The sequence below is a fragment of the Nitrogeniibacter mangrovi genome (assembly GCF_010983895.1).
GTDB lineage: Bacteria > Pseudomonadota > Gammaproteobacteria > Burkholderiales > Rhodocyclaceae > Nitrogeniibacter > Nitrogeniibacter mangrovi.
Window position 1 is genome coordinate 2,519,907 of sequence record NZ_CP048836.1, and the last position, 18,023, is coordinate 2,537,929.

Sequence of the window (18,023 nt, forward strand, 5' to 3'; positions counted from 1 at the left end):
GGTCCGCCACCGCGTCACGCCCCGTCGGGCAGGCGCAGGAAGGTGTCGCGGTAGTGGCGCAGTTCTTCGATGGATTCGTGGATGTCGGCCAGGGCCTCGTGCTTGCCCTGCTTCTTCACCCCCTGGGCCACCGCCGGATGCCACCGGCGCGCCAGCTCCTTGAGCGTGGACACGTCCAGGTTCCGATAGTGGAACCAGGCTTCCAGCCTCGGCATGTAGCGCGCCATGAAGCGCCGGTCCTGGCAGATGGAGTTGCCGCACATGGGGGACGCACGCTCGGGCACATGCTGCTGGATGAATTCGAGCATGCGACGCTCGACCTCGGCCTCGCCCAGGGTCGAGGCCTTGACCCGCGCGGTCAGGCCGGACTGGCCATGAGTCCGGGTGTTCCACTCGTCCATCGCGCCCATCACCTCATCGGGCTGATGCACCGCCAGCACGGGCGCCTCGGCGACAGTCTCGAGGCGGCTGTCGGTGATCACGATGGCCAGCTCGATGATGCGGTCCTTGTCCGGATCGAGACCGGTCATCTCCATGTCGAGCCAGATCAGGTGGGTGGAATCCTGTTGTGCCATAATTTTGCCGCGAACCGAGAAACGCGCATTGTGTCACAGTTCCAGAAGCGCGCACCGACGGGGGCCCGGATCACCGAAAGGCTCCACACCCGCCAAAGAGACATGGACAACACGACTTTTTCCTTCATCTTCGTATTCTTCCTCGCGGCGACCACGGCGTTCAAGCTGTGGCTGGCCACCCGGCACGCACGCCATGTGCGGCGCCATCGCGAGGCCGTGCCGACCGACTTCGCCCAGAGCATCAGCCTGGAGGCACACCACAAGGCGGCGGACTATACCGTGGCGCGCAGCGTGCTCTCCCGCACCGACGTGGTCGTCGGCGCGTTGTGGGTCCTGCTGCTGACCCTGGGCGGCGTGCTCCAGTGGGTCCATGACGCCTGGACGGGCGTCTTCGAGGCCGGCGGCATTGCCCACGGGGTCGCCTTCCTGGCGACCGTCGGCGTGCTCGGCTGGCTGGTGGACCTGCCCCTGGCGATCTATCGCACCTTCGTCGTCGAAGCCCGCTTCGGCTTCAACAAGATGACGCCCGCCCTGTTCGCCAGCGACACCCTCAAGACCGCCGCGCTGGCGGCCGTGATCGGCCTGCCGGTGCTCGCTGCGGTGCTGTGGATGATGCAGGCGACCGGCTCGCTTTGGTGGGTCTGGGTGTGGGCGTTCTGGATGGGCTTCAACCTGCTGGTGCTGCTGGTCTATCCAACCTTCATCGCGCCCCTGTTCAACAAGTTCAGCCCACTCGAGGACGGCCCCATGCGCCAGCGCATCGAGGCCCTCCTGGCGCGCTGTGGTTTTCGCAGCAGCGGCTTGTTCGTCATGGACGGCTCGCGCCGGTCCGCCCACGGCAACGCCTACTTCACCGGCTTCGGCAACAGCAAACGCATCGTCTTCTTCGACACCCTGCTCGCGAAGCTCGATCCCGGCGAAATCGAAGCGGTCCTGGCGCATGAACTGGGGCACTTCCGCTGCCGCCATGTGGTCAAGCGCCTCGTCCTCATGGCCGTGGTGACGCTGGCCATGCTGTGGATACTCAACCAGCTCATGCAATCGGCGTGGTTCTTCGGCGGCCTCGGCGCCACGTCCACCGGCACCGCGATGGCGCTGGCCCTGTTCGTGACCGCCCTGCCGGTGTTCACCTACGCCTTGTCGCCGATCATGAGCGCCTGGTCGCGCAAGCACGAGTTCGAGGCGGACGCCTACGCGGTGGCGCGTACCGAGCGCGAAGACCTGGTCTCCGCCCTGGTGAAGCTGTACCGCGACAATGCCGCCACCCTGACGCCCGACCCGCTGTACTCGAGTTTCTACGACTCACATCCGCCCGCCACCATCCGCATTTCCCGGGTGCGCGCGGCCTGACAGGAGCCCCGCCATGAAACCGTTGATTGCCATGTCGATGTTGTTGATCGGAGCACCCGTGCTCGCTGCCGACCCGTTCGAAGGCGCGGACGAAGCGGCCGGCGAAGCGCTCCATGCCAAGTACTGCGTCGCCTGCCACGAGATGAAATACGGCGGCGAGAACGGCAGCGCCATCTACCTGCGCCCCGATCACCGCGTGCGCACACCGGGCGCGCTCAAGTCGCAACTGACCATGTGTACGACGCAGCTGAGCCTCGACCTCTTCCCGGAAGACGAAGCGAACATCGGCGCCTACCTCAACCGGCACTATTACAAGTTCGGGACCCCATGACCGCCCACGTGCTCGCGGCATGACGGCCGGCACCATCGTCGCGGCCTTCGGTCGCCATTTCGAAGTCCTCGACGACGCCGGCACGCGCTGGCATTGCGTCACCCGCGGCAAGCGCACGAGCTTCGCCTGCGGCGACCGGGTCGAGTTCAAGCCCACCAGTGGCGGCGAAGGCGTGATCCAGCACAACGCGCCGCGCACCAGCCTGCTGCACCGCTCGGATGCCTTCAAGGAAAAGCTGCTGGCCGCCAACGTCACCCAGGTGTTCATCGTCGTGGCGACCGAGCCGAGCTTTAGCGACGAGCTGATCTCCCGCTGTCTGTGCGCCGCCGAAGACCAGCATCTGAAGGCCCATATCGTCCTCAACAAGATCGACCTGAGCGACCGGCTGCCCGCGGCGCGGGCGCGGCTGGCACTCTTCGCCGAGCTGGGATACGAGCTCATCGAGGTGGCCGCCAACACCGACGCGGGCGCGATCGTGCCGCATCTGGCCGGGGAAGTGTCGATCCTGGTGGGCCAGTCGGGCATGGGCAAGTCCACCCTCACCAATGCGCTGATCCCCGACGCCAATGCCGCCACGCGCGAGATTTCCGATGCCCTCGACACCGGCAAGCACACGACCACGGCCACCCGCCTCTATCCGCTGGCCGGCGGCGGCGCCCTGATCGACAGCCCGGGCCTGCAGGCCTTCGGGCTCGCCCATCTGGATCAGACGGCGCTCGCGGCCTCGTTCCGTGAGTTTGCGCCCTATCTCGGTCAATGCCGCTTTCGCGACTGCCGGCACGAGCACGAGCCCGGATGCGCGATCCGCGATGCGGTCGACAGCGGCCACATCGCCCGCCGCCGCTTCGACCACTACCGGCTGCTGCGCGACGAAATCGACCACGCCCGCCGTCAGGCACAGGGCTGGTAAACGCACACGCCCCGCCAATCGGCGGGGCGTGTGCGTTTCGGTCGAGACCGGTGTTACATGCGCTCGAAGACCGCGGCGATACCCTGACCACCACCGATACACATGGTGACCAGCGCATAGCGACCGTTGATGCGCTGCAGCTCGTACAGCGCCTTGGTGGCGATGAACGCGCCGGAGCAACCCACCGGGTGGCCCAGAGCGATGGCGCCGCCGTTCGGGTTGGTCTTGGCCATGTCGAGCTCGAGGCCCTTGGCCACCGCCAGCGCCTGGGCAGCGAAGGCTTCGTTGGACTCGACCACGTCCATCTGGTCCACCGTCAGGCCGGCACGCTGGAGAGCCAGTTTGGAGGCCGGAATCGGACCTTCACCCATCAGATGGTTGGGCACACCGGCCAGCGCGTAGGACACGAGGCGGGCCATCGGCTTGTAACCGGCCTGGGCGGCGGCATCAGCCCCGGCGAGCACGAAGAACGACGCACCGTCGTTGATGCCCGAGGCGTTGCCGGCGGTCACGGTCCCGTCCTTCTTGAAGGCCGGGCGCATGGCGGCCAGCTTCTCGAGCGTGGTGGCACGCGGATGCTCGTCGGTATCGAACACGGTCTCGCCCTTGCGGCTCTTGAGCGTGATCGGCACGATCTGGTCCTTGAAGTAACCGGCGGCAATCGCACGGGCAGCGCGCTCCTGCGACTCGAGCGCGAAGGCGTCCTGCTCTTCGCGGGTCAGCCCCCACTTCTCGGCGAGGTTCTCGGCGGTGATGCCCATGTGGCCGGCACCGAACGGATCGGTCAGCACAGCGACCATGGCGTCGAGCATGGACGTATCGCCCATGCGCGCACCGGAGCGCATCGCCGTCGACAGGTAGGCGCCGCGGGACATGACTTCCACGCCACCACCGATACCGTAGTCGCAGTCACCCAGCATGATGGCCTGGGCGGTGCTCACGATGCCCTGGAGGCCGGACGAGCACAGGCGGTTGACCGCCATGGCCACCGAATCCATCGGCAGACCCGCCTGGATGGAGGCGACGCGGGCCACGTACGGATAGCGCGATTCGGTGGGGATGCAGTTACCGACGGTCACGTAGTTGATCTGCTGCGGATCGACGCCGGAACGACTCACGGCCTCCTTCATCACCGTCCCTGCCAGGTCGGCCGGCTCAATGCCGCTCAGCGAACCGGCGAAGGTCCCGATGGCGGAACGGACTGCACTCAAAACGACGACTTCACGATTTGCCATGAATGGCTCCCTCCAAAAAAAGCATTACGGTGCTACCCAAGCGGCGATTCCCATCAGGGCCAGCACGAGCAGACACAGACACAAGGCGCGCCATATCAGGCCGACGGCACCCTGCATGAATTCGATGCGCGCATCGTCGCCGCATCCCAGTTCCGGTCGATCGACGATTCGACCGGATTCATGCCGCGGCAAGCCGAGACGTACTCCCAACGCCCCGCCACCGCTGGACAACAATATACCCGAACTCGGATGCGCCCACTGAGTCGCCTGTGTCCGCCAGCACAGGAGGGCGTCTTCGAAGTTGCCGACCACGGAAAACGAAAACGCGGTCAGGCGCACGGGCAACCAGTCGATCCAGTGAAAAACTTGTCGGGCGGCGACACCAAAACGGCCGATCTCATCATCTTGCCGCGTCCCCCAGATCCGATCAAGAACACTGGCCAGACGGTAGAACACCGCACCGGCCGGACCGGGCAGCACGAGAAACCAGAAGATGGGCCCATAGACGTTGCGGTGCGCGGCGATGAAGGCCTGCTCGATGGCCAGACGCGTCACCTCTTGGGCATCGGCGTCGCCACAGTCGGCGCCGGACCACTCGGCCAGCAGCGTGCGCGCCCGACCCAGGTCACCGAGACGAAGCGCCACGTGAATGTCGGTGAAGAAATGGCTTTCGTGGCGGATGCCCATGGTCAGGTAAAGCACGCCGAGCGAGAACAGGAACGCCAACACCGGATGGAGCGCCCAGAGCAGCCCATGCGCGGCCCAGGTCAGTGCCGTTCCGCCGGCCACGAACACCAGCCACGCCGCCCGGCCACTGTTGAGACGTCCGTCGTTGAAGCGCTCTTCGATCCAGGCGGCCACGCGCGACAGCGGCGATCGCACCCAGCGTTCTACAGGCAACGGGCGCACCTGCTCGATCAACAGGGCCAGCACGATGACGACAAGACTCATGTAAGACGAAACGGCTCCGGCCCATGCGGTCGAGGATCACGACGATAGCACAAAGCGCCGCCGGTGAATGCGCCCGGCAGCCGCTCAAATCTCACGCAGGATTCCGGACAGGGCGACGAGCATGCCGGCGGTCGCCCCCCAGATGTGATAGTGCCGCCAGGGCATGGCGTAATAGGTCCGTTCGCGCCCCCGGTAGAACAAGGTTTCACGTCGATGGTTGAGCGGGTCGACGAGAAAGTCGAGGGGCACCTCGAACACCTCGGCCACTTCGAAACTGTCGGGCGACAAGTCGAACGGCGGATGCACCAGCCCGACCACCGGCGTGACGCAAAACCCGGTGCCGGTGCGGTATTCGGGCAGTTGGCCGAGCAACTCCACATGCCGGCGATGGAGTCCGACCTCCTCCTCTGTCTCACGCAATGCGGTGCCGACCGGCCCCTCGTCGCCGGCTTCGACACGCCCGCCGGGAAAGGATATCTGGCCGGGGTGATGATGCAGGTGGTCGGTGCGTTGAGTCAGCATCACGGTCAGGCCGCCCGGGCGCGTCACCAGCGGCACGAGCACCGCCGCCGGGCGGAACCGCCCCTCGGCCCCCTCTTCGACGATGGCCGCGCTCACGTCGATGCGTGCAAACCGATCGCGCACGTGCTCGATCGACAGGTCCGGCAACGAATCAGCACGAGAGGAATCGGCAACGGCGTCGGTCATGGTCGTTCTAGTATCGGCGACGCAGCGTGAGCGTATCGCCCTCGCGTTGCATCTCCATGCGGTTGAGGAAGCTCATGCCGAGCAAGGCGACCGGCAGGTCGGTATCGTGCACGGCGGCATCCACGTTGTGAAGTGTGACATCGCCGACCTTCACGGTGTTCAATTTCACGATCCAGGTCCGCACGATGCCATTGGCCGTCTGCGCCGCGCTGGGTCGGCCGTGCTTGCGATAGTCGATACCCGCACGTTCGGCATCGGCGCGGCCGAGCGAGACGAAACTGGCGCCGGTGTCGACGATGAAACGCATGGTCGAGCCGTTGATGGTGCCGATGGTCACGAAATGGCCACGGCCGTCGGCATGCAGATTCACGACGCTGCCCGGCGCTGCACCGCCACCGCGATTGACCACCCGCTCGCCGAGACGCAGCGCCTTGCGCTGACCGTCCACGTCCACCACCACCTGCTCGCCATGAATGGCGACGACCCTGACCCCGGCGACGGTCCGGCCCGGCGCCACCAGGGTCGGTCGCCCGCCGTCGATCACCAGCAGGGCCTTGCCCGGAAACAGCCCGGAAACGGCCACCTCGGTCGCGCCAGCCATGGTCGCCAGCAGAGCACCGACCACACCCACCGCAGCGTGGATCCTCGACATCCATCCAGTCACGTGCGCCCTCCCGCTCTTCCTTGGTGCAAGCCTGCCACGGTAACGTGACACCGCGCCGACGGCAAGTCACGCCACCGGCATAGGGCGGTCACGTCGCGACAATGAAAAAAGCCGACCCTCTGGCCGGCTTCGAGCAACGCACTCACGGGTACGCGAGGCATTGATTCACGCGAACACGTCGATCCGCGATCCCACCGTGGCATTCGGATCGGGCGTCGGCTGCGCCTTCGGCAGGCTGTTGATCAGCTGCTGCGCGTTGCGCTCCTGAATCTCCTCGGCGCGACGCTGCACGAAATTGCCCACCTGGGTCTGCAGGCCTGAAGCCGAAGCGGAGGAGGCGGAAGAAACATCCATCGGACTAATCCCTGAAGTTGCCGTACTGCAAAGGATAGTCGGTGATCTCCTTGCGGACCAGGGCGATACAGTCTTGCAGGTCGTCGCGCTTCTTGCCGGTCACGCGAACCACCTCCCCCTGGATGGAGGCCTGCGCCTTGAGCTTGGCATCCTTGATCAGCTTGACGATCTTCTTCGCCAGATCCTGCTCCACGCCGACCCGGACCCGCAGTTCCCGCTTGACCTTGTTGCCGCCGACCTTCTGCAACTCCCCGTGGTCGAGGCAGCGCACGTCGATCTTCTTGCCGGTCATCTCGGGCAGGAGGATCTGGGTCATCTGGTCGATCTGGAATTCGTTGTCACCGTGCAGCACGAGCAGCTTGTCGTTCTGCTCGATGTGGGCGCCGGTGCCCTTGAAGTCGTAGCGGTTGGTGATCTTGCGATTGGCGCCCTCGACGGCGTTGCGCAGATCCACCAGGTCCACTTCGGAGCTGATATCGAATGAAGGCATATCGGTTTGGCGATGTCGTGAAATCAGAAGCCGACGGCCGCAGGCGCGGCCGTCGAACGGGTCAGGTCAACCGAAGTGGCAGACATAATGCAGCGGCGCACCGACCACCTGAATGTCGAAGTTCGACTTGCCCGGGACCTCGAACTGCTGACCGGCTTCGAAATTGCGCCATTCGGCGTCACCGCCCAAGCGCACGCTGCAGGTGCCGCTGACGATCTCCATGATTTCCGGTGCGTCGGTCGAAAACGTGAGCGTCGCCGGAAGGACCACGCCGATGGACTTCTTCGTTCCATCGGCCAGGGTCAGGCTATGGCTCACACATTTTCCACCAAAATACACATTTGCGGCCTTGGCAACGGTCGCCCCCTCGATGAATGCCTCCTGCGACATGATCCCCTCCCTCGTGTTGAACCGACGGGTTATTCGATCCCCATCAGTTTTGCAATGATGGCTTTGGCCACGAAGCCGACGAAGCCCAGCCCGAGCGCAACGAACATCCACATGGTTCCGTACCGGCCGGCCTTCGACTGCCTGGCCAGATTGCCGATGATGAACAGCATGTAGAGGATCAGGCCGGTGAAACAGACCTTGAGCGATATGTCCTCGAACTCGGCGACGGTGAGTCCGAAGATGACGGGCCCTGTGACCACTGATCCCCCTCAGCCGCGCGTGTTGCGGGCATTCTCCGCGATACGCATGCGCAGCGCGTTGAGCCGGATGAAACCGTGGGCATCGGCCTGATTGTACGCGCCGGCGTCGTCTTCGAAGGTCGCGATGGTCGGATCGAAGAGCGAATCGGTCTTGGAGTCGCGGGCGACCACGATTACGTTGCCCTTGTAGAGTTTGACGCGCACCCAGCCATTGACGGTCTGCTGGGTCTGGTCGATGAGCGCCTGGATCGCCAGACGCTCCGGTGCCCACCAGTAGCCGTTGTAGATCATGCTCGCGTAACGCGGCATGAGATCGTCCTTGAGATGGGCGACCTCACGGTCCAGGGTGATCGACTCGATGGCGCGGTGCGCCTTGAGCAGGATGGTGCCCCCCGGGGTTTCGTAGCAGCCGCGCGACTTCATGCCCACGTAGCGGTTCTCGACCAGATCGAGGCGACCGATGCCGTGCTTGCCGCCCAGGGCATTGAGCCTGGCGAGCAGTTCATGCGCCGCCATGCGCTCGCCGTTGATGGCGACCAGGTCGCCCTTCTCGAACTCGAGATCCAGATATTCCGCGGCATCGGGGGCGGCCTCGGGCGACACCGTCCAGCGCCACATGGACTCCTCGGCCTCGGCGGAGGGGTTCTCCAGATGACGACCTTCGTAGGAGATGTGCAGCAGGTTGGCGTCCATCGAGTACGGCGCGCCGCCCTGGCGATGCTTCATCTCGATGGGGATGCCGGCCTGCTCGGCATACTTGAGCAGCTTCTCGCGGGAGAGCAGATCCCACTCGCGCCACGGCGCGATGACCTTCACGTTCGGCATGAGCGCGTAGTAACCGAGCTCGAAGCGCACCTGGTCGTTGCCCTTGCCGGTGGCGCCGTGGGACACCGCGTCGGCCCCGGTCGCGCGCGCAATCTCGATCTGCCGCTTGGAGATCAGCGGACGGGCGATGGAGGTCCCGAGCAGGTACTCGCCTTCATATACCGTGTTGGCGCGGAACATCGGGAACACGAAATCGCGCACGAATTCCTCGCGCAGGTCGTCGATGAAGATGTTCTCCGGCTTGATGCCGAACTTGAGCGCCTTCTCGCGCGCCGGATCCAGCTCCTCGCCCTGCCCCAGGTCGGCGGTGAAGGTGACCACTTCGCACTGGTAGGTGTCCTGCAGCCACTTGAGAATCACCGACGTATCCAGCCCGCCCGAATAGGCAAGCACCACTTTTTTCACATCGCTCATGCTTCTTCCTGACATCATCTTTGCCGGGTCGCCGTGCCGGCGCCCCGAATTGAATTCCCGGGTTCGCCGACCTCAGCCGTCGACACCCCCCACCACCAGATACTCGAGCAGCGCCTTCTGCACGTGCAGGCGGTTCTCCGCCTCGTCCCACACCACCGACTGCGGCCCGTCGATGACCTCCGCCGTCACCTCTTCCCCCCGATGCGCCGGCAGGCAGTGCATGAAGACCGCATCGGGAGATGCCACCTTCATCATGTCCGCATCGACGCACCAGTCGGCAAATGCGGCCGTGCGGGCCTCGTTCTCGGCTTCGAAGCCCATGGAGGTCCACACATCGGTGGTCACCAGGTCCGCGCCCTTGCAGGCGTCCATGGGGTCGGCAAACTGCTCGAAGTTGGCGGTGCCGTACAGCCCCGCGCGTTCCGGTTCGACCTCGTAGCCCGGCGGCGTGGACACGTGAACATTGAAGTCCAGCAACTCGGCCGCCTGCAGCCAGGTGTTGCACATGTTGTTCGAGTCGCCGATCCACGCCACGGTCTTGCCGCGAATGTCGCCGCGATGCTCGATGAAGGTGTAGATGTCGGCCATGATCTGGCACGGGTGATATTCGTTGGTCAGCCCGTTGATGACCGGCACGCGCGAGTTCTGCGCGAAGCGCTCGATCACGTCCTGATCGAAGGTCCGGATCATGACCACATCGCTCATCCGCGAGATCACCTGGCCGGCATCCTCCACCGGCTCGCCACGCCCCAGCTGCGAGTCGCGCGTATTCAGGTAGATGGCCGAGCCGCCCAGCTGATGCATGCCGGCTTCGAAGGACAGGCGCGTGCGCGTGCTGGCCTTCTCAAAGATCATCACCAGGGTGCGATCGAACAGCGGATGGTGGGTCTCGTAGCGCTTGAACCTGTCCTTGATCCAGCGGGTGCGCTCGAACAGGTAGGCGTATTCCTCTCGGGAGAAGTCCTTGAACTGAAGATAGTGTTTGATGGCATCCATGGGACAGCCCTGTTCCGAATTACGCCGCAAGGAAGTTCCGGATCAGCGGCACGATGCCGTCGATCAGGGCGGCCGCGTCCGCCTCGGTGAACGTGAGCGGCGGCAACAGCCGGACGACACGCTCGGCGGTGACATTGATCAACAGACCCGCTTCGAGCGCCTGTCCCACCAGCGCGCCGCAGGGCCGGTCCAGCTCGATGCCGATCATGAGGCCCTCGCCGCGAATGGCGACCACGCCCTCGACGCGGTCGAAGGCCTGTGCGATTGCATCGCGGATCTGCTGACCACGCAGGCTCGCGTTGGCCAGCAACTCGTCGCGCGCGAGCACCTCGAGGGTGGTCAGGGCCGCGGTGCAGGCCAGCGGATTGCCGCCGAAGGTCGAACCGTGGTTCCCCGGCCCGAATACATCCTGGGCGCGCCCGGCCGCCAGACAGGCCCCGATGGGCACGCCAGAACCGAGCCCCTTGGCCAGGGTCATCACGTCGGGCCGCAGCTCGGCCCACTGATGGCCGAACCACTTGCCGGTGCGACCAATACCGCACTGCACCTCATCGACGATCAGCAGCCACTCGTGCTGATCGCAGATCCGGCGCAACGCCTTGAGATAATCCAGATGGGCCACGTGAATGCCGCCCTCGCCCTGGATCGGCTCGAGCATCACCGCCACCACGTCGTGGTTGCTCAGCGCCACCTGCTCGACCGCATGCAGATCGTCGAAGGGCACCCGCACGAAGCCCGATACCAGGGGCTCGAAGCCGGCCTGCACCTTGCGGTTGCCGGTGGCCGACAGGGTGGCCAGCGTACGCCCGTGGAAGGCGTGTTCCATGACCACGATCGCCGGCTTCTCGACGCCGCGCTTGTGCCCGTAGTAGCGGGCCAGCTTGATGGCCGCCTCGTTGGCCTCGCAGCCGGAATTGCACAGGAACACCGACTCCATGCCGGAGAGGGCCGCCAGCCGGTCGGCCAAGGCCTCCTGGGCGGGAATGCGGTACAGGTTTGAGGTGTGCAGCACCCGGGCCGCCTGAGCGGCAATGGCCTGGACGAGGTCCGGATGATTGTGTCCCAGCGTGGACACGGCAATGCCCGCGAGCGCATCGAGGTATCGCTTGCCGTCGGTATCGAACAGGTAGGAACCCTCGCCGTGGGAAAAAGCCACCGGCAACCGACCGTAGGTGTTCATGACATGCGACATGACGCGTCCTGCCTTGAAAAATTCGAGCCTTGAAAAATGCGTACGGCGGCCGCTGCCGCCGTTTACCGCAAGCTATCGATCTTAAGTGAAACGCCTTATCTTGTAAAACCTTGGGCGCCGCCGCGAGGCCCTGATCGCCGCCTGCATGACACCGGGCTCGACATGCGATCACGTGGCCGAAACACGATTTCTGATAGAATCCGCCTCTTACACGACGGCACCACCAGAGGCAAACCGAACCGCCCGCAGGCGCCGTGTCCAGGGGAGAGGACAGCCTGAGCTTCAGGCGCGGTTTCAACTATGACACTCAAGATCGACAGCTTCGTCATCGTCGGCCTGACGAAGGACAACAAGAAGTTTCGCCCCAGCGACTGGGCGGATCGCCTGTGCGGCATCATGTCCGCCTTCGGCGCCGACAATCGCATGATGTATTCGCCATACGTGCGGCCCAGCTGCACCCTCGACGGCCACAAGTCGGTCATCGTCGACGCCCGCCTCTACGACATCGAGCCGCTGGCCTACAAGTTCCTGATCAACTTCGCCAACGACAACAACCTGACCATCGAGCCCATCGCGCCCGACGAAGCCAGCGTCTGAATCCGGTCACGACAGGCGCACGCGTCCATCGTGCAACGCCTGACGATGCACCCAAGAAAAAAGGCGACCGAAGCGGTCGCCTTTTTCAATGAACGTCGTAACGACGATCAGGCAGCCATTCCCTTGATCGCTGCGACCAGGCGGCTCTTGTGGCGCGCGGCAGCGTTCTTGTGAATGATTTTCTTGTCTGCGATGGCGTCGATGGTCTTCTGGGAGGCGCGGAACACGTTGCGAGCCGCTTCCTGATCACCGGCATCCACCGCCTTGCGCACGTTCTTGATCGCGGTGCGCAGACGCGAACGCAGACTGGCGTTTTGAGCGCGGGCCGCCGTTGCCTGGCGGGCGCGCTTGCGGGCTTGTGCCGAATTGGCCATAAGATGTTCGTCCGTGAGGTGGTTCTGAAAACCCGCGATCATATCGCTTAAGCGGAGCGAACGCAAGTGCCAGCGCACATCCACGAGCGGGACGCGAACACAGTATCATTCGGCTTCCCTGCCCGACCACCCGATCCTATCGTCGATGAATCTGCTTCGCGCGCTGGCCACCGTCAGTGGCATGACCCTGCTCTCCCGCATCCTCGGCTTCGTGCGCGATTTCGTCATCGCCCTGGGCTTCGGTGCCGGCCCGGCCACCGACGCCTTCTTCGTCGCCTTCCGCCTGCCCAACCTGCTCCGGCGCATGTTCGCCGAGGGCGCGTTCTCGCAGGCCTTCGTCCCCATTCTCGCCGAATACAAGAATCGCCAGGGCGAAGCCGCCGCCCACCAACTCGTCAACCGGGTCGCCACCCTGCTCGGTGCGGTGGTGTTTGCGATCTCGGTGATCGGCATCCTTGCAGCGCCGGTGATCATCTACATCTCCGCGCCCGGCTTCGCCGATGAGCCGGACAAGTTTGCGCTCACCGTCGCGCTCACCCGCATCACCTTTCCGTACATCTTCTTCATGTCGTTGGTGGCGCTGGCCGGCGGCGTGCTCAACACCTGGAGCCGCTTCGCCATCCCCGCGTTCACGCCGGTGCTGCTCAACATCAGCTTCATCGCCATGGCGCTGCTGGCGGCGCCCTGGTTCGATCCGCCGGTCCTCGCGCTGGCCTGGGCGGTGTTCATCGGAGGCTGCCTGCAGCTGGTCTTCCAGTTACGTCCGCTGGCGCGCATCGGCATGCTGCCACGGCCCGAGTGGCAGCCGCGCGACCCGGGCGTGCGTCGCGTCCTCAAGCTCATGGCGCCGGCCACCATCGGCGTCTCGGTGAGCCAGATCTCGCTGCTCATCAACACCATTTTCGCGTCCTTCCTGGTCAGCGGCAGCGTCTCCTGGCTCTACTATGCCGACCGGCTCATGGAATTTCCGGCCGGCATGCTCGGCGTGGCGCTCGGGACCATCCTGCTGCCGAGCCTGTCCAAGTACCACGCCGACGAGAATCCCGAGGGCTTCTCGGATCTGCTCGACTGGGGCTTGCGCCTCACGCTCATGCTCACCCTGCCGGCCGCGCTCGCCCTCGCCGTGCTGGCGGTGCCGCTCATCGCCACCCTGTTCAACTACGGGCAGTTCACCACCACCGACGTGCTCCAGACCCGGCCGGCGCTGGTGGCCTACAGCCTCGGGCTGACCGGCCTCATCCTCATCAAGGTGCTGGCACCGGGCTTCTACGCCCGCCAGGACATCCGCACCCCGGTGAAGATCGCGGTCGTCACCCTGATCGCCACCCAGCTGATGAACCTGGCCTTCATCGGGCCGTTCAAGCACGCCGGTCTGGCCCTGTCCATCGGTCTGGCGGCCTGCCTCAATGCCACCCTGCTCTATCGTGGCCTGCGCCGTCGCGCCATCTTCCGACCCCGCCCCGGCTGGGGCCTCTTCACGCTCAAACTGGCTGCTGCGCTGGTGGTCCTGGGGCTGGTCATGGTGTTGACCAAGGGGTCGGACGCCGGTTGGCTCGACGCCCCGGGATGGGCTCGCGGCGCGCATCTGGCCGGCGTGGTCGGCGCCGGCATCGCGAGCTATTTCGCCATGCTCTACGCCCTCGGCTTCCGCCCCCGGGACTTTTCCCGGCGCGCGGCCTGACCCGGGACGTTCATCCAACGGAGCCTCCCGGGTATCGGGGTTAGAATCGATCCGTCGCGATCACGCATTCAACGGAGGCGCCGCATGAAACTCACGAGCCAGAGCCTGACCGACGGCCAGCCCATCGACGGCCGATACGCCTTCGGCGTCCCGGCGGCGGAGGGCCACGTCGCCCTGAGCAGCAACATCAACCCGCATCTGGCCTGGTCGGACGTACCCGAGGGAACGCGCAGCCTGGTGCTCATCTGCCACGATCCGGACGTGCCCAGCCGCGGCGACGATGTCAATCAGGAGGGGCGGACGGTGCCGGCCGACCTGCCCCGGGTGGACTTCTTCCACTGGGTGCTGGTGGATCTCGATCCGTCCCGGGGCGAGATCCGCGAGGGCGAGTTCTCGAATGAAGTCACCGCGCGCGGCAAGGCCGGCCCCTCGGCGCCGCATGCCACCCGCCAGGGCATCAATGACTACACCGGCTGGTTCGCCGGCGATGCCGACATGGCAGGCGACTACTATGGCTACGACGGGCCGTGCCCGCCGTGGAACGATGCCATCCCCCACCATTACGTCTTCACGCTCTATGCCACGGATCTGACGTCGCTACCCATCGACGGGCGCTTCACCGGCGCCCAGGTGCGCGACGCCATCGCCGGCCATGTGCGGGGCTCGGCCAGCCTGACCGTCACCTACAGCCTCAATCCCGACGTCCCCGCCTGAACGATCCGTACTCAGTCGACGCCGACCGTGCCCTCTCGGCGCGGATCGGCCGCACCCACCCAGTCCGGCCCGTCGCGCACGATCACGTGCAGGCCGCTGGTGAGGTCCCGCAACGTCACCGCCTGCCCGAAAAGCGTCGCGAGCGACGTGGCCAGCTGTCGTCCGGCGGACGTGTCCTCCACCTCCGTCATCCGGTTGCGATTGCTCACATGCGGCATCGCGAGCACCTGATCCGGCGGGAGGTGCCAGTCGAGCAGACCCACCACGGTGGCCGCCACGTAGTTGATGATGTGGCTGCCACCGGGTGAGCCGAGCACCGCGTAGAGCTGGCCGCGGGCGTCGTACACCAGGGTCGGCGACATGGAGCTGCGTGGCTGGCGGCGCGAACCGGCCCGGTTCGGATGGGGACCCGACACCCCGCGTGGCGAGAAGGAAAAATCGGTGAGCTGATTGTTGAGGAGGAAACCGTCCACCAGCGTCCGGCTGCCGAAGGCGTTTTCGATCGAGGCGGTGAGCGCCACCGCATTGCCCGCATCGTCGACGATCGACAGGTGGGAGGTGGAGGGTCGCTCCGGCGAACGCGCCGGTACCGCCGCGACGCCCTCGGGCCGACCGGGCAGGACGGCTCCCGGATGCGCCCGGGTCGGATCGATGCGTGCCGCGCGCCGTTTCAGGTACGCCGGCGCGATCAGCGCGCGCGGCGACACGGCCATGGTGGCCGGATCCCCGTACCAGGCATCCCGGTCGGCGAAGGCGAGGCGCCCGGCCTCGGCGAACAGGTGCATGGCGAAGGCCGAACCCGGCGCCAATGCCGGCAGGTCGAAGCGGGTCAGCAGCCCGAGGATCTCGAGCACCGTGCCACCGCCGGAACTCGGCGGTGGCATGCCGCACACGGTGTACTGGCGATAGGGGCCGCACAGCACCGGGCGGCGCATGGCCCGGTAGTCGCGCAGATCCGCCAGGCTGAGCCGACCCGGATGGCGCACCGAGCGGACCCGCGCGACGATATCGCGCGCGATCGAGCCGGTATAGAAGGCGTCGGGCCCGTTCGCCGCGACCTTGCGCAACACCTCGGCGAGCGCCGGATTGCGCAGCCGCGTACCCACCGCGAGCGCCCGACCCTGCGCGTCATAGAACAGCGCCCGCGCCCCCGGGTCATCGGCCAGGAAGCGGTCGGCCGCCAGGAGGGCATGCAGGCGCGGCGACACCGCAAAACCGTCCTGCGCCAGCCGAATCGCCGGCGCCACCAGGCGCGCCCATGGCAGGCGGCCATGATCGCGGTGCGCCAGCGCCAGCATGCGCAGCAGGCCGGGCACGCCGACGGAGCGGCCGCCCACGACCGCATCGAAGAAGGCCATGGGCTTGCCGTCGGCATCGAGGAAGAGCGTGTCGTCGGCGGCGGCCGGTGCACGCTCGCGACCGTCGTAGGCGATGCGCCGACCACGACGGGCGTCGTGCACCAGCATGAAGCCGCCACCGCCGATGCCCGAGGACTGCGGCTCGACGACATTGAGCACCAGGGCCGCAGCGACCGCCGCATCGGTGGCCGAACCACCCTCGCGCAATACCTGCAGCGCGGCGTCGGTGGCGTGGGGATTGGCGGTGACCGCCATGTGCCGATGCGCCCGTACGGCCGGTTTCGTGTCGACACCGGAGGCGGCCTCCGGCGTCGCCTGCTGGGCCCGGCCCGGCGGCGTGGCTGCCGCCAGCACCAGGGCGAAGCACAGTCCGATCCAGCGCCCTGCCGTCATGGCACGTACGGGCCCAGCCGGCGGGCCAGTGGCGGGCAATCGGGACACCGATAATCCGGCAGGCCGGCCACGTACGGGGGCGGCGCTTCGCCCTCGATCAGGGGACGCAGCCAGCGCAGGCCCGCCTCGCTCAGATCGAAACCGCAGTCGGACATGAACGCGGTGGGCACCCGGCGCTCGGCGTTGGCGATGCCGGCCAGATCGGCCGGCGCGACCTCCCAGCGGTAAGGCACGTCGCTGCGCCGGACGATGGCCGGCATGACGCCGTCGCGCCCGGCCACCGCGTATTGGACCGCGGCCCAGCCCACCGCCTCGGCCTGGGCGAGGTCGGTGGCCGACACCAGATGGCCGGCCGCGCGTTGCAGGTAGTCCGGCACTGTCCAGTGGTGCTTGTAGCCGAAGGTGGTGTGCAGCAGGCGGGCGAGGTACTGGCCGATGCCGCCGAGCTGGACGTAGCCCTTGGCGTCCTCGTCCTGCTCGATCAACAAGCGGCCGTCCGGGGCGCGAATCCCTTCGGAGGCGGAGATCGCGCAGTAGCCGAGGCGCTGCACGCAGGCCTCGACCCGCGCCAGGAACGCCGCCTCGTCGAAGACGCGTTCGGGCAGGAGGATGAGGTGCGGCGGGTCGTCGGGCGCGCGCCGGGCCAGGGCGGTGGCGGCGGCCAGCCAGCCGCAGTTGCGCCCCATCACCTCCATCACGAAGACACGCCCGCGCCGGCTCGACATGGCCTGGATGTCCAGCCCGGCTTCACGCATCGAGGTGGCCAGATACTTGGCCGCCGAACCGTAGCCCGGGGAACAGTCGGTGCCGACCAGGTCGTTGTCCACGGTCTTGGGGATGCCGACGCAGGTGAGCGGATAGCCGCGGGCCCGGGCGGCGCTCGAGAGCTTCATCACCGTGTCCATCGAGCCGTTGCCGCCGTTGTACAGGAAGTAGCCCACGTCGTGGGCCGCCAGCACCGCGATCAGGCGGTCGAACTGGGCGGGGTTCTGCTCGGGCGGGTCGAGGTCGAAACGGCAGGAGCCGAACGCGCCACCGGGCAGTTGCTTGAGTGCGCGACAGTCGGTCTCGTCGAGGACCGAACAGTCGAGCAGATCTTCGTCAAACACGCCGAGAATGCCGTGACGGGCGGCGATGACCCGATCCACCGCCTCGTCATGAGCCCGTGCCGCCGCGATCACCCCCGCGGCGGAGGCGTTGATCACGGCGGTCACGCCCCCCGACTGGGCGTAGAGCAGATTCCTGCGTTGCATCGGCGCCT

At 66.2% G+C, this 18,023-nt stretch carries 21 protein-coding genes; 6 read left to right on the plus strand and 15 right to left on the minus strand.

Annotated elements, in window-relative coordinates; genetic code table 11:
* Positions 1–14: 14 nt before the first annotated feature.
* Positions 15–575: an oligoribonuclease gene (gene orn / locus G3580_RS11590; protein WP_173765676.1), complete on the minus strand. Its 561-nt coding sequence runs from the start codon at positions 573–575 to the stop codon at positions 15–17.
* Positions 576–677: 102 nt separating this feature from the next.
* On the opposite strand from orn, the gene G3580_RS11595 reads away from it, so the two are divergent.
* The 3 genes from G3580_RS11595 to rsgA are packed head-to-tail and all read left to right on the plus strand — an operon-like array spanning position 678 to position 3,166.
* Positions 678–1,925 carry a M48 family metallopeptidase gene (locus G3580_RS11595; protein WP_173765678.1) on the plus strand — a complete coding sequence of 416 codons (1,248 nt, stop codon included), beginning with the start codon at positions 678–680 and terminating at the stop codon, positions 1,923–1,925.
* Positions 1,926–1,938: 13 nt separating this feature from the next.
* Positions 1,939–2,256, plus strand: a complete 318-nt coding sequence (locus tag G3580_RS11600) for a c-type cytochrome (RefSeq protein WP_173765680.1) — start codon at positions 1,939–1,941, stop codon at positions 2,254–2,256.
* Positions 2,257–2,275: 19 nt separating this feature from the next.
* Positions 2,276–3,166 (plus strand): ribosome small subunit-dependent GTPase A, encoded by an 891-nt coding sequence (gene rsgA / locus G3580_RS11605; RefSeq protein WP_173765682.1) that lies wholly within the window; start codon positions 2,276–2,278, stop codon positions 3,164–3,166.
* A gap of 53 nt (positions 3,167–3,219) precedes the next feature.
* Here the strand turns inward: rsgA and G3580_RS11610 are convergent, their stop codons facing one another.
* From G3580_RS11610 to G3580_RS11660, 11 genes are all read right to left on the minus strand, one after another.
* Complete coding sequence (locus G3580_RS11610; protein WP_173765683.1) at positions 3,220–4,401, minus strand: acetyl-CoA C-acyltransferase family protein; 1,182 nt, start codon at positions 4,399–4,401, stop codon at positions 3,220–3,222.
* A 24-nt stretch (positions 4,402–4,425) separates the two neighbouring features.
* Entirely contained in the window at positions 4,426–5,352 is a 927-nt protein-coding gene (locus G3580_RS11615; RefSeq protein ID WP_173765685.1) for a CobD/CbiB family protein, read from the minus strand.
* 84 nt (positions 5,353–5,436) lie between these two features.
* Positions 5,437–6,060, minus strand: a complete 624-nt coding sequence (locus G3580_RS11620; protein WP_173765687.1) for a CoA pyrophosphatase — start codon at positions 6,058–6,060, stop codon at positions 5,437–5,439.
* 7 nt (positions 6,061–6,067) lie between these two features.
* Positions 6,068–6,712, minus strand: coding sequence for a retropepsin-like aspartic protease family protein (locus G3580_RS11625; RefSeq protein WP_173765689.1), 645 nt, complete (start codon positions 6,710–6,712; stop codon positions 6,068–6,070).
* A 177-nt stretch (positions 6,713–6,889) separates the two neighbouring features.
* A complete protein-coding gene (locus G3580_RS11630) occupies positions 6,890–7,078 on the minus strand; it encodes a putative motility protein (protein ID WP_173765691.1) in 189 nt (62 codons plus the stop codon).
* Between the two features lie 4 nt (positions 7,079–7,082).
* Entirely contained in the window at positions 7,083–7,568 is a 486-nt protein-coding gene (locus G3580_RS11635; RefSeq protein ID WP_173765693.1) for a YajQ family cyclic di-GMP-binding protein, read from the minus strand.
* Positions 7,569–7,634: 66 nt separating this feature from the next.
* A complete protein-coding gene (gene ppnP, locus G3580_RS11640; protein ID WP_173765694.1) occupies positions 7,635–7,958 on the minus strand; it encodes a pyrimidine/purine nucleoside phosphorylase in 324 nt (107 codons plus the stop codon).
* Between the two features lie 29 nt (positions 7,959–7,987).
* Entirely contained in the window at positions 7,988–8,218 is a 231-nt protein-coding gene (locus G3580_RS11645) for a DUF2788 domain-containing protein (RefSeq protein WP_173765696.1), read from the minus strand.
* Positions 8,219–8,227: 9 nt separating this feature from the next.
* Positions 8,228–9,457, minus strand: coding sequence for an argininosuccinate synthase (locus G3580_RS11650; RefSeq protein WP_173765697.1), 1,230 nt, complete (start codon positions 9,455–9,457; stop codon positions 8,228–8,230).
* A gap of 72 nt (positions 9,458–9,529) precedes the next feature.
* Positions 9,530–10,453, minus strand: a complete 924-nt coding sequence (gene argF, locus G3580_RS11655; protein WP_173765699.1) for an ornithine carbamoyltransferase — start codon at positions 10,451–10,453, stop codon at positions 9,530–9,532.
* 19 nt (positions 10,454–10,472) lie between these two features.
* Positions 10,473–11,645, minus strand: coding sequence for an aspartate aminotransferase family protein (locus G3580_RS11660; RefSeq protein WP_173765701.1), 1,173 nt, complete (start codon positions 11,643–11,645; stop codon positions 10,473–10,475).
* A 300-nt stretch (positions 11,646–11,945) separates the two neighbouring features.
* On the opposite strand from G3580_RS11660, the gene G3580_RS11665 reads away from it, so the two are divergent.
* Complete coding sequence (locus tag G3580_RS11665; RefSeq protein WP_173765703.1) at positions 11,946–12,242, plus strand: DUF3579 domain-containing protein; 297 nt, start codon at positions 11,946–11,948, stop codon at positions 12,240–12,242.
* Between the two features lie 107 nt (positions 12,243–12,349).
* Here the strand turns inward: G3580_RS11665 and rpsT are convergent, their stop codons facing one another.
* The gene (rpsT, locus tag G3580_RS11670; protein WP_173768783.1) at positions 12,350–12,616 is read right to left on the minus strand and encodes a 30S ribosomal protein S20; all 267 of its coding nucleotides are present in this window, start codon (positions 12,614–12,616) and stop codon (positions 12,350–12,352) included.
* Positions 12,617–12,761: 145 nt separating this feature from the next.
* Here rpsT and murJ point away from each other — a divergent pair, with 145 nt between their 5' ends.
* Positions 12,762–14,297 (plus strand): murein biosynthesis integral membrane protein MurJ, encoded by a 1,536-nt coding sequence (gene murJ, locus G3580_RS11675; protein WP_173765705.1) that lies wholly within the window; start codon positions 12,762–12,764, stop codon positions 14,295–14,297.
* A gap of 84 nt (positions 14,298–14,381) precedes the next feature.
* Positions 14,382–15,011 (plus strand): YbhB/YbcL family Raf kinase inhibitor-like protein, encoded by a 630-nt coding sequence (locus G3580_RS11680; RefSeq protein WP_173765707.1) that lies wholly within the window; start codon positions 14,382–14,384, stop codon positions 15,009–15,011.
* Positions 15,012–15,022: 11 nt separating this feature from the next.
* Here the strand turns inward: G3580_RS11680 and ggt are convergent, their stop codons facing one another.
* On the minus strand, positions 15,023–16,762 hold the full coding sequence (ggt, locus tag G3580_RS11685; protein ID WP_173765709.1) for a gamma-glutamyltransferase: 1,740 nt from the start codon (positions 16,760–16,762) through the stop codon (positions 15,023–15,025).
* Positions 16,759–18,015, minus strand: coding sequence for a 6-phosphofructokinase (locus G3580_RS11690; protein ID WP_173765711.1), 1,257 nt, complete (start codon positions 18,013–18,015; stop codon positions 16,759–16,761). Before G3580_RS11690 ends, ggt begins: the two co-directional genes overlap by 4 nt.
* Between the last annotated feature and the right edge of the window lie 8 nt (positions 18,016–18,023).